The 11,954-nt window shown below is 55.9% G+C and carries 9 protein-coding genes; 3 read left to right on the top strand and 6 right to left on the bottom strand.

Annotated features, from left to right (window positions below):
- Nucleotides 1-514 precede the first annotated feature (514 nt).
- A complete protein-coding gene (locus RID21_RS14530; RefSeq protein ID WP_350189984.1) occupies nucleotides 515-1,621 on the bottom strand; it encodes a mandelate racemase/muconate lactonizing enzyme family protein in 1,107 nt (368 codons plus the stop codon).
- Nucleotides 1,622-2,122: 501 nt separating this feature from the next.
- Here RID21_RS14530 and RID21_RS14525 point away from each other — a divergent pair.
- Both RID21_RS14525 and RID21_RS14520 read left to right on the top strand, forming a co-directional pair.
- A complete protein-coding gene (locus RID21_RS14525; RefSeq protein ID WP_350189982.1) occupies nucleotides 2,123-2,467 on the top strand; it encodes a cupin domain-containing protein in 345 nt (114 codons plus the stop codon).
- 62 nt (nucleotides 2,468-2,529) lie between these two features.
- On the top strand, nucleotides 2,530-3,327 hold the full coding sequence (locus RID21_RS14520; RefSeq protein WP_350189980.1) for an HpcH/HpaI aldolase family protein: 798 nt from the start codon (nucleotides 2,530-2,532) through the stop codon (nucleotides 3,325-3,327).
- Between the two features lie 83 nt (nucleotides 3,328-3,410).
- Here RID21_RS14520 and RID21_RS14515 read toward each other — a convergent pair whose 3' ends face one another.
- From RID21_RS14515 to pyrF, 3 genes are read right to left on the bottom strand one after another with little or no spacing between them, the layout of a single operon-like run.
- Entirely contained in the window at nucleotides 3,411-4,412 is a 1,002-nt protein-coding gene (locus RID21_RS14515; RefSeq protein ID WP_350189978.1) for a YhdH/YhfP family quinone oxidoreductase, read from the bottom strand.
- Between the two features lie 34 nt (nucleotides 4,413-4,446).
- The gene (locus RID21_RS14510; RefSeq protein WP_350189976.1) at nucleotides 4,447-5,082 is read right to left on the bottom strand and encodes a DNA-3-methyladenine glycosylase family protein; all 636 of its coding nucleotides are present in this window, start codon (nucleotides 5,080-5,082) and stop codon (nucleotides 4,447-4,449) included.
- The gene (gene pyrF, locus RID21_RS14505; protein ID WP_350189974.1) at nucleotides 5,079-6,020 is read right to left on the bottom strand and encodes an orotidine-5'-phosphate decarboxylase; all 942 of its coding nucleotides are present in this window, start codon (nucleotides 6,018-6,020) and stop codon (nucleotides 5,079-5,081) included. The genes RID21_RS14510 and pyrF overlap by 4 nt, the downstream gene beginning before the upstream one ends.
- Nucleotides 6,021-6,295: 275 nt before the next feature.
- On the opposite strand from pyrF, the gene RID21_RS14500 reads away from it, so the two are divergent.
- Nucleotides 6,296-7,210, top strand: coding sequence for a radical SAM/SPASM domain-containing protein (locus RID21_RS14500; RefSeq protein ID WP_350189972.1), 915 nt, complete (start codon nucleotides 6,296-6,298; stop codon nucleotides 7,208-7,210).
- A gap of 268 nt (nucleotides 7,211-7,478) precedes the next feature.
- Here the strand turns inward: RID21_RS14500 and RID21_RS14495 are convergent, their stop codons facing one another.
- The gene (locus RID21_RS14495; RefSeq protein WP_350189970.1) at nucleotides 7,479-9,539 is read right to left on the bottom strand and encodes an isochorismatase family protein; all 2,061 of its coding nucleotides are present in this window, start codon (nucleotides 9,537-9,539) and stop codon (nucleotides 7,479-7,481) included.
- A gap of 190 nt (nucleotides 9,540-9,729) precedes the next feature.
- A complete protein-coding gene (locus RID21_RS14490) occupies nucleotides 9,730-11,514 on the bottom strand; it encodes a thioredoxin domain-containing protein (protein ID WP_350189968.1) in 1,785 nt (594 codons plus the stop codon).
- Nucleotides 11,515-11,954: the final 440 nt, after the last annotated feature.

Raw genomic sequence — 11,954 nt, 5'->3', positions numbered from 1 at the left:
CGCTGGACGTATACCGGCCACCGCACACAGAAACAACAGCAGATCGAACGCCCCCGCACCTGGAGAGAACTCAGGAAAACCAGGAAGCAATGGCAACAATTTGCTCTGGTGGGAAACTATTTGTAATCGGAGTTACTAGCCGCCGGTAATTTCTTCAGCGCGGAACCCACTTACCGGTGGCTAGCGCCATTCCGCTCAAAAAATGGGTGGGCACGGATGCAATCCGTGCCGAGCGCAGCGAACAGGAGGTCGCAGCTCACCAGACCAATTCATAACAGAGCTACGAACACAATTAACCTTAAAATGAGGTATATCTACTGACCACCTTATAATCACCCTGAGACCTCCTGTTGCCTCCGGCAATATCGGATTACATCCGATACCACCCTGGTTGGGTGTCCTTCATTTGAGAACCCCCACTTTCCACCCGAATCTTTTCGTGCCTTTCGTGTTTTTCGTGGTAGAAATAATCGCATGGGTGCCACCTGTCAGCTGGCCGGACAGCGACCGTAAATCACCCCAGCGAACTCCCCACCAGGTACTTCTGCAGCATCCCCTCATCAACGTCCACACCCAGCCCCGGTTTGGTCGGCACCGCCATTGTGCCCTCATTGATCTCAAACCGTTCGGTGATGATATCGTTCTCCAGACTGTAATAGGTGCAGTCATTCGCCAGCGGGAAATTGGGAGATGAAGCCGCCATGTGCAGCATCGTCGCTGTGCGGAGCCCCAGGTCGTGGGCACAATGAAAAATACAGGGCACACCCGCCGAGGCCGCCACTTCGCCCACCAGCTTCACCGCCCAGATCCCGCCGCACTGATACGTATCCGGCAGCAGGTATTCCGCCGCATCCAGTTCCAGAATCTTGCGGACATTCTCCAGCGTCGTCACCGATTCATTCAACGCCAGTGGCGTCGTCGTCTGCTTGCGGATGTCCGCCGATTCCTGCAGCAGGTCTTTATGCATCGGCTGTTCGAAATACTGCAGCTCGTACGGTTCCAGATCGCGGGCCAGTTGCAGTGCCACTTCCGGCGTGTACCCCATGTTGGGGTCGATCCGCAGATTGAGCTTGTCTCCCACCGACTCACGAATCCCCCGCACCATCGCCAGATCCTCTTCCGGCGATCGCCCCGCCTTGGTCTTCATGGTGGAAAACCCCCGGTCGACATAATGCTTCGCAATCGCAGCCGCCTCCTCGGGACCGCGAATCCCCATGCAGCAGGTTACTTCCACGCGATCCCGGTACAGTCCGCCCAACAGACGATGCAGCGGCAGCCCCGCCTGTTTCCCCAGGATATCCCAGCAGGCCATTTCTGCCAGCGACTGACGATAAGGCTCGTCCCCCATCCCCCAATCCGCATACAGGGCAGCAATGTCAGTCGGATCCTTCCCCAGCAGAATCGGCCGGAAGTACTCGGCTTCCTCGCCCGTAAAACTGACCGCACCTTGAAACGACAGCCGCTGCGGCGTCTCGCCCCAGCCGGTAATACCCGCATCAGTCTCGAGGCGAATCAGCAGAGCGCCCGTCGTCATTGAAGAAATATACCGCGACTGGTAAGGCGAAACCGGAACTTGCAGCGGGACATCAACCAGAAACGTTTCAACGCCAGTGATCTTCATCGGAGGCTCCAGAGGCAGGGGAAATCAGTTGTCGGGCGAGAATCTCATGCTACCACTTCCCCAGAAGACCCACAAGCAGACCAGTCCATGTAAAAGTAAGGGCAATGCTGGCTCACCCAACAGTGGGTATAAAAAGGGTAGCCCCGAATGCAATTCGGGGTGAGCGCAGCGAACAGGAGGTTGCAGCTCACCAGAACAATTCATAACAGAGCTACCAACACTATTAACCTTAAAATGAGGTACGTCCACTGACCACATGATAATCCCCCTCCAACCTCCTGTTGCCTCCGGCAATATCGGATTACATCCGAGACCACCCCCGGTTCGGTTTCCTTCATTTGAGAGCCCCCACTTTCCAGCAATCCCACCCGAACCTTTTCGTGTCTTTCGCGTTTTTCGTGATAGAAAAAATCCACGGTTGTGACCCCGCCCCGCCTCCCGTAAAGTAAAACAGAAGGAAGATTCAACTCCGTCCCCTTTCGCCCCCTGCAAGGTACCGCCATGATTCCTGAAATCACCAACCTGCTCACGCCGCAAGCCACACCCCCAACCGAGGAGCTCTTCGAACACCTCTTCCGGGGTCAGTCCTGCCGGGTGGAACGCATTGTTTCGACCGGGCAGTCCACGCGGGAAGGACAGTGGTACGATCAGGAACACGCCGAATGGGTGGTTCTGCTCTCGGGGTCAGCCGTACTCCGTTTTGAGGGCGAAACCGAGGGACGGACGCTCATTCCCGGCGATGCAGTGAACATTCCCGCGCATTGTCTGCACCGGGTCGAAGCGACCGCCGTCGACCAGGAAAGCGTTTGGCTTGCAATCCACTATGAGCCTGTCGAGAATGGGTGAATTAACATCTGGTATCAGATCACTTCAATTTCAAATAGATTACAGGAAAGACATTCAGACTGATGAAAAAGAATCCGGTCAAAGCAGCATTAAGTGAGGGGAAACCTCAGGTTGGAACATGGCTCTCATCCGGGGATGTAATGATGACCCGTCTGATGGCCCGCGTCGGATTCCCCTGGCTGACCGTCGACATGGAACACTCGCCCATCGACTGGTCGCAGGCCGCACTCCTCTTCGGTGCCATCGCAGATGCCGGCTGCGTCCCCCTCTGCCGGGTTCCGCTCGGAAAATATGAACTCATCAAGCGGGCCCTCGACGCCGGTGCCCACGGGATTGTCGCCCCGATGATCAACACCGTCGAACAGGCCAAAGAGGTCATCGACGCCGTGAAATATCCGCCGATCGGCAACCGTTCGGTAGGCGGCGTACTGCACGCCATGAACTTCGATGCCACCGCAGGCGACTACTACAAATACGCGAACGATGAAATCCTCGTCGTCCTGCAGACCGAATCCCCCGAAGGAGTCGAAAACGCCGAAGAGATCTACAGCCTGGAAGGCGTTGACGCTATCTTCGTCGGTCCCAACGACCTCACCTTCCAGATGAGCAAAGCCACCGGCGTGCATCCGTCACCCGATGAACTTGAAGCCATGCTGCAGCGGATTCTGGAAACCGGCAAAAAGACCGGCACCCCCGTCGGTCTGCACGTGCAGACTGTCGAAGCCGTCGAACAGCGTATCGCCGAAGGCTGGCGGTTCATCGCCTGTGGCAGTGAAGTCAAGTTCATGGTCAACGAAGCCCAGCGGATCGTCACCGGCTTGAATCTCAAGTCCGACACCGCCGATCTGGCCCGCTACTAAACCAGCGACCATTAAAATCAACTCAGCATCAGAGGCCATGCCCTTCGTGGGCATGGCCTCTTGCTTTGCGCCGGATACCGCCGCTATTCGGCTCCCACCTGGATGATCGTCCGTTCCTGGTGCGTCCCTTCCAGCAGGCTCTCGACCGTCTGCTGTGCCTGGTCGAGTGTGATGACCTTCGCCCGCGATTCGAGATCGTCCAGCTTCCAGTCGGTCGCCAGCTTCTGCCAGAGTGCAGCCCGCTTTTCAATCGGGTACCAGGCCGAATCGATCCCGTCGAGTGTCACTCCCCGCAGAATGAATGGGAACACGGTCAAATCCAGCTGCGCGCCCCCCGCATTCCCACAGGCGGCCACACAACCTTGGGGCTGTATCGAGCGAATCACATGGCTCAACAGAGAGCCGCCCACCGTATCGATGGCAGCCGCCCAGTGCCCTTTGAGTAAAGGTCGGTCCGAGTTGATATCAATTGCCAGTCGATCGACGACTTCGTCAGCTCCCAGATCGAGCAATCGCTGATGGTATTCCGGCTTACCAGAGACAGCGGTCACCTGATATCCACATCGTTTCAGCAGCGACAGGGCGAACGATCCGACACCTCCCGAAGCCCCCGTCACCAGCACCTTGCCCGACTCGGGCCTGATATGATGGTGCAGCAGACTGTCGACGCACATCGCCGCCGTCAGTCCTGCGGTTCCGAGAATCATCGACTCTTTCAGTGAAAGCCCTTCAGGCAGCGGTACAATCCATTCCGGTTTGACGCGAATCAATTCGGACCAGCCCCCCCAGCGTTCGACTCCCAGCTCATAGCTGGTCACAACCACTTTGTCTCCCGCCTGGAACTGATCGGAGTCGGAAGACTCCACAATGCCCGCCGCATCGATTCCGGGCACATGTGGAAAATGACGGACCACGCCGGGATTCCCGATCGCCGCCAGAGCGTCTTTATAATTCACCGACGAATAAACGACGCGTATCGTCACTTCACCGTCAGGCAGGTTGTTATACGGTGCTGAGACAACATCAGCTGTAATTTCTTTGGGTTCCTGTTGACTAACCTGAAAACAGCGAAAGGAATTTGTCATGATAGATCCGGTTTTGTCAGAGTTATAAATATACTTACCACGGACCGTCGGGCGTTTCCATTTCCAGCACCCGCCAGCAGTACCAGCTGGCCACCGTCCGATAAGGCGCCCAGAGTTCAGCGATTTCGATACACGTCTGCTTGTCGGGACGGGTCTCCAGTTCGTAAATCGTCTGGATGCCGTTCTGAATTCCCAGGTCGTCATGCGGGAAGACATCGGGACGACAGAGTCCGAACATCAGAAACATCTGCGCCGTCCACTGCCCGATCCCCTTGACCTGCACCAGCTCCGCGGTCACCTCATCATCGGTCATCTGGTGCAGTTTATGCAAGCGTACGTTCTTCTCCAGCACCATCTCAGCCAGATGATGCACGTAGTTCGCCTTCTGCGCCGAGAGCCCTACCGAACGCAGCTGTTCGTGAGAGAGCTGCATGATCTTTTCCGCGCTCGGCTGCCCTTTTCCGGTCAACGCATGCAGACGTTTATAAATTGTCCGGGCTGCGGACGTGGAAATCTGCTGTGAGACGATCGACCGCAGCAGCAGAGCAAACCGATAACGATAAGGCTTCAACGAACAGACACCAATATTATCAATCACCGGCTTGAGTCGGTGATCGACTTCTCGCAGATGCAGTGACGCTTCTGCAAACGACTTCGCGTGGTCGCTCATTGCAGCTTCCCGGCGGGCGTGTGTTCGGCCAGATCGGCGATCATATCATGCGTGGCCGCTTCCACTGCCTGCTCCCATTCTTCCGGAGCGAATTTCTCGGAATACGGTTCCTTACGAATCGCGAAGTTGATTCCCCGCGAACTGTTAATGATCGCTCCCAGCCCTTCCGCATCAAAGGCCCCCGCGACATCGCCGGCTCCCGCCCCCTGGCTCCCATAACCGGGCACCAGCAGCGGAGCATGCGGCATCAGTTCCCGCAGTTGTGTCAGCTCTTCAGGATAGGTCGCTCCCACCACCGCACCAATGGCCCCGTAGTGTCCGTTGCCCGTTGTATTCAAAGCGAGATCATTCACCACCGACGCCACGCATTCATACAAGGTATGACCATCTGTTTTCCGATCCTGAAAGGTCCCCGCACCCGGGTTACTCGTTCGGACCAGCACGTAAATCCCCGCCCCCCGTTCGACGGCCACTTTCACAAACGGTTGCAGCGTATCACTGCCCAGGTAGGGATTGACTGTCAGACAATCCGCTGCCCAGATGGCACTCTCCGGATCTTCGCCTGCCAGGTACGCGCGGGCATACGCTTCTGCCGTCGAGCCGATGTCTCCCCGCTTCGCATCGCAGATCACAACCAGCCCCGTTTCACGCGCCCGCTTAATCACACGTTGCAGCGCGAGACAACCGGCGGGCCCCCATTCTTCAAAGAACGCGGCCTGCGGCTTGACCGCCGGCACCAGGGGAGCGACCACATCGATCATGCGGAAACAGAACTCTTCAAAAGCAGCCGCGACGATCTCCGCTTTGCTGGAATGTTTCGCTTCCGCAGCAGAGACGATCTCCTCGGGAAGCCAGTCAAAGCGGGGGTCCAGGCCGACCAGAGCGGGTGTTTTTTTACTGCGGATGGCGGCATTCAGACGATCAGAAAAGTGGTGCATCAGTTAACTGCTTTCAGAGATACAAGTTAGGACATTTTCAATATCAGAAGGTTCGAGGTTTTCCTTCATGAATCATACTAAATTAAGCCGACAATGGAATAATGAGGGTTTTTGAAATCCCGATCCATGGCAGAGTTTTCACCAGCCGAAACGGACAGAGGGAACTGTTCTACAGGATTCGGACCGGAAGCTCTCATTGACTGAAAACAGCCACTCCCCGATCTGCACAACAAACCATATTCCGCTTGTCCCTGATTCATGGAAGAGTCGACAAAATGCTGGAAGTCATCACCCCCTACCAATTTGGCGATCAGAGAGCAGAATACGACGCAGGCATCGCCCGCATGCGGCATTCCCTCTACATGGACTATCCACGCAACGTTCATCTGGAGACCCAGGCCCGCTGCAACGCCAGCTGCAACTTCTGTCCTTACCCGGATCTGAACCGCAAGCACACTAAAATGAGCGATGAGCTCATCGACAAAATCCTGAACGAGCTGACCGCCATTCCCCAGGAAATGAACCTGCAGATTTCGCCGTTCAAAGTCAGCGAACCGTTTCTGGATGTCCGCCTGTTTGACGTTCTGGAAAAGATCAACACCCTGCTCCCGCAGGCAAAGATCGCGCTGACCTCCAACTCCACCCCGATCACGGAAGACAAGCTGGAGCAGTTGCAGGAAATCAAAAACATCCAGTACCTCTGGATCTCCTTCAACGATCATCGCGAAGCAGAATACGAACGGGTGATGAGCCTCCCCTATCAGCGTACGCGACAGCGGTTGGAAATGATTCACGATGCCTTCATGGAAGGCGATGTCACCTTTCCGGTTGTCCTTTCCCGCGTAGGTGACGGCACCGCCGCCGACCTGGAATTCGTGCAGTGGGTCAACATCAACTATCCCCTGTTCAAATCGAGTGTCTTCCCGCGTATGGAATGGATCGGGCAGGTCCAGGGACTCGAAGTCAACAATGTACCCAACATGGGCTGCGAACGCTGGTTCGAACTCTCGATCACTGCGACCGGCGAAGTCGCCCACTGCTGTGCCGACGGTCAGGCGGAATATACCATCGGCAACGCCAACGATCAGAATGTCCTGGAGATCTACAACTCTCCCGAATACCGACGCCTCCGGGAGTCTACAGTCTCCCGCTTAAGCGTCGAACCCTGCAACCGTTGTACGTTCATGTGAGCCGAAAACTGAGCGGCACGGCGCCAGCCGCCGGTAAAATCTCCAGCGAAGATTTCATTTAATGGTAGCAAACGCCGGGTGCCATGTGTCCGGTCTAAATAGCGAGCAGACAGTGAATTCCAGATCAAGCGTCCCCAATTCAAAGAGTAGCCTCGAATGCAATTCGGGGTGAGCGCAGCGAACTGGAAACTGACAGGGAAATCTTCCGGATGCTCCTGCAAATCACTCCTGCCATCTGAAACCAGTTGGTACTAAGCTTCCCACACCTTCACGGTTTAAAAACAATATCCGTCACCGTACCGAACTTAGCCGGCAGAGGCATGTTTGCAAACGCACGATCATCGCCCGATCGATACTGCCAGCGTCCCGCCAGGGGAAGTGCACCACTGGCAGAAACCAGTTGAGGCACCGATGCAAAATCGGCTCCCGCATCACGCCCGGAAACCGCCACGACAATCAGGTTCGCATCGTTCACGGTCACCATCTCCGGCGCGATCACGAAACCGTCGCCCCGTTGCTTGAGAGCCGTTCCGTTTAACCAGGCTTGAACCGTGTTCCCGGCAGACGTGGGTACCTTTAACTGTAAAGGCTCACCAGCCAGCCACGCTTTCGGCATTCGGGCCACGCACCGATACCAGCGACTCTCTACGGTCCCTGTCGGCTTCTTGAACTCGGGCACAGAAACCACCGTCCAGTGCGGTGCACCACGCAGGCTCACCTTGTCGGAGAGTTTCACTTTCTCCGGATTCAGACCCGCGGCCCAGTAGATCCCGTTAGCCAGCAGCCGCACGAACTCGGGTTGCTGGAAATCGCCCGTGTGTCCCAACGACGTGTAAAACGAACGGCCACCGTCTTTCCGTTGAAACGTCCAGGCCACCGGTTCAACCGGCTTCCCTTTGATTTCCGCCGTCATCAGTACCGTCGTCCCTTTCGCCAGCGGAGTCACCTCGTACAGCGAATACGCCTGCGGGAACGGTTTGTCGGGAATGCCCGTCAGGATCGGGTTCTGCTTCTGTTTTGGATTGATCGTCACGATCGACTTCAGATCATTCGCGTGATGGCCGTGATAGCTGCCGCCAAACACCGTCGCATCAAATTCAGGCCAGTCCGCGTATCCTTTCGGCGGCTCTTTCCCGCGCAGTGAAAACGCATGGCTCGCGGTGCGGATACCCACCACCGGCTTACCCGCGGCGACATACTTCTTGATCAGCGCCATCTGCTTTTCCGGAAGTACACGTCTGCGTACGCTGAACAACACGAGATCCGCATCCTTGATCTCTTCGATCCCCGGGATCTTATTCCGCTCCTTGTCATCAGCGAAAACCAGGCTCACACGAAACGCTTTGCCCAGGTTCTCTGCAGCGAACTTCGGCAGACTGACCTCAGTCTCGTACTCCTGCTCCGCCATGATGATCACCAGATGCGGTCGATCATCTTTCTTGAATACAAATTCGTCCCCTCCCAGAATCTGATCGCTCGTAATCGTGGGACAGATGAATTTTTCGATGTGCGAGATAATCAGATCGTTGCCGGTAAAGTGACTCACGTAAGGCCAGCGCTGCGGGTTATACATCGTATCGGTCAGGTCCCGCACCAGCACTACGTTCTTCCCGTTCTGTGCCATTTGCCGCAAACCGAACGGACGACCGAGGACACACATATTGGTATGCACGCCGGTCAGAATCACATTCTTGATGCCGCGACTCTCCAGAATCCGCCAGACTTCATCCCCTTTATCACTGATGAAATCGTTTTCACTGTCAATCGTGATCAACGGCGACTGCTTCTGCCAGGGGAGTGCCGGATTGCGTCCCAGCGACTTCAGCTTCGCGGCCCACGCTTTGTGCTCTTCCGGATCATCGTCCTCACCCCCATCCGACTGATCGAGGGGATACACGGCCTGCTCTTCACTGGGAATCTTCGAGCACCAGTTTTCGATGCCCTCGGGAATCGGTCCTTTAAACGTGACCTGCTGCGCCCGCTGACGCGCCGGGTGCCCCTCATAAGCGGGCATACAATCACTGGGGGCGTGGATGATGGTCACTCCCTGTGCGCGAGCCGTCTTGAGCAGCTGATCCAGCCGCGGTGCAAACTGTTCCAGTCGCCGGACCGCATTCAGACAATGATGGTAATCCCAGACATCGCAGACGATCATCGCCGTCTGCTCGGGATCCCAGCTCTCCTGGTGTTCCAGTCGATGATAACGCCCAGAGCCTTTGCTGGTCTCGGACTGAGATCGCAGGTTCAACTGCAGATCCTCTGCAGACAGCAGACTGGTATAAGTCAACAACAGGCCCAGACAGACGGACAGTTTACAGAACAGCTTCACGTGATGTCTCCTGGTGGCAGGCACATTGAGGGGAACAGGTTGAACCCTCCCCGGTGGTATTCCGCAGAATCTCTATTCTAAAAAGCCACCGTAGCAGAACAAAAGTCCGAAAGCCAGAAACAAAAAAATCCAGCCTGAACCACACGAGGATTCAGACTGGATCAGATGTTCTCAGTAAACGAGTGAGCGTTTAGCGACGCGACTCGGCAGAACGACGGTAACGCTGGACCGGAGCACTGTTCTGCAGGCTGTCCGGCGTTGATTTTTTAGCCGTCTGTGTGAAAGAGGAAGGAGGACGGAACATGGCATCTTCCGACTGAGCAGGGCTGGCTACCAGGTGTTGTGTCTTACTGGCCCGGGGCAGGCTCCGGCTGATACGTTCATCCCGCTGACGACGTACTGTATTACGGGGAGTTCCCGACAGGTTGGCCTTAGGCTGGAAGCGGGCTGAGGTCGGCTGAGGTTGATTACTAACTTCGCCCGACAGGTAAGAGACGAACTTGGAACTGGCCTTGTTGATGATCACCACCCGGCTGGCTGACTTGGGCTTGTTGAGCGGACGGATAATGCAGACCACTTCTGCTTCCCCTGCCTGATCCAATGCCGCCTGCAGCTGGGACAGGTCCGGATTACCGGTGGTTGCCGAGGTCACCTGTTGACGCGGCTGGCTCTTAGTAGGCATCGCCCGGTTCAGAAACTCATCCAGCAGTTGCTGGTTGGGAGCCGCCTGGGCTGCGGGAGCTGCTTCCGACATGGCGAACTTGGTTTCCGGAGCGGACTCCTGAACGGCAGGCTGCTTGTAAAGGGCCGTCAGGTTGCTTTCGTCGAGCAGTTTATGAACCACGGGCAGACCGGCATACAGACCACGGCGGTCTTCCTTATCAACGGCAAAGCAGACACCCACCAGTTGGCCGGAGCGGTTAAACAGTCCCCCGCCCGAACGTCCCTGCACGGGCATTCCCGTACATTCGATGTTGTCCGGCCCCAGGAAACGGTTGAGTTCGGTCACCTTGATTTTCTCCAGGCTCGGCAGTTCTCCACTGCTGCAACCCAGGGAAGCAACGACGTCACCCGCTTTGACTTCATCTTCCAGTGGAGCCACTTTCGCAGCAGCCACGACACCCGAAGTGGGAATTGAAATCAGTCCCACATCGGCTTCCAGGTTATACCGGACCAGGGTACCCACATAAGTGTCGTACTTTTCGCCCTGGAAGACATCGACTTCAATTATGGAATCAGACTTGATGTCGCTGAAGATATGACTGCAGGTCATGATCAGGGTCCGACCGACGGCACTGTGAATCACAGTACCCGAACCGAGGTCCATTCCCTTTTTGTCTTTGACACGAATGCGAACCGTGCTCGCGCGCCAGTTGATGATTTCTTCCTGGGGAGCGGCTTCCGCGAACTGATCGTTGGGAGCATCGCCAAACTGGGCCCGAATCACGGGCTCTTCTACAGGAACCGAATCGTCTTCCGATTTGTTTTTCCCAAAGAAAGGGAGATTGAACCCGCGCGATTTCTTTTCGGGCTGCTTCTGATCCTGTGCCAGCTGAATCGGGGCTTCTTCAGCCTGATTGCTGCGACGATCATTGGATGCGAAGACGACCGGGTTACGGGGCTGTGACCGTTCGGGCTGAGCAGGTTCCGCTGCAGGAATCCGGGCCAGCATCCGACGCAGGTTACTTTCCGTTGTGGCACCGACAGAACGAGCCACCTCTTTACCATCGACTACCAGCACAAAGGCGGGAATGCTGGAAACATTAAAACGTCGGGCCAGCTCAGGTTCCTGATCGACGTCGACTTTCTTGATTGGATAGCCTTCACGTTTCAAACGTGAAACCAGCGGACTCATTTTCTGACACGGGCCACACCAGGTCGCAGTGAAATCCAGCAGAACTCCTTTAGGAGCAGCTGCCAGTGCAGAACCGGTCATCATCAGAAAAGTGAATACGAATGTCGCTAATAATCTCATCTACCAACTCCTCACAATCGTTGGTTTCAACGCGCAACGCGTTTTAAAATTTGAGAAAGGGGTATCTGTTCGATGCTCGCCGCAGGAAGTGGAACACATACTGAGGACAGAGCAGACAACCGCTGAGGTCGTCGTGAGCAGAGAAGCAGTGCGCAGAGATTGCAGCACAATCTCTGTGTGAGCGAAAAACTGCTTGAGCCCCCTCTCGATAAGAAGAGATTCGACAGTTCGAACTTTCACGGCCGGGTTGAGAGCGTCAACCGGCAGTCTGTGTGAAATCAGCTTCACGGTGCGGCTTCCATGCCTGGGGTTTTGGTTCCCATGAACAACTGGGAATTTGGGTCAGTTTGGGGTGAATCGTGTCCGGTCTTCCATAACCGCTGACATTGATTCGATTGAATTGTCGGTTCCGTACGTTCGTGTACTATTTAATAGAAATG

It is taken from the genome of Gimesia sp. (assembly GCF_040219335.1).
GTDB lineage: Bacteria > Planctomycetota > Planctomycetia > Planctomycetales > Planctomycetaceae > Gimesia.
Note: the sequence above shows the minus strand (reverse complement) of the source record. Positions and strands in the feature narration are given on the sequence as shown.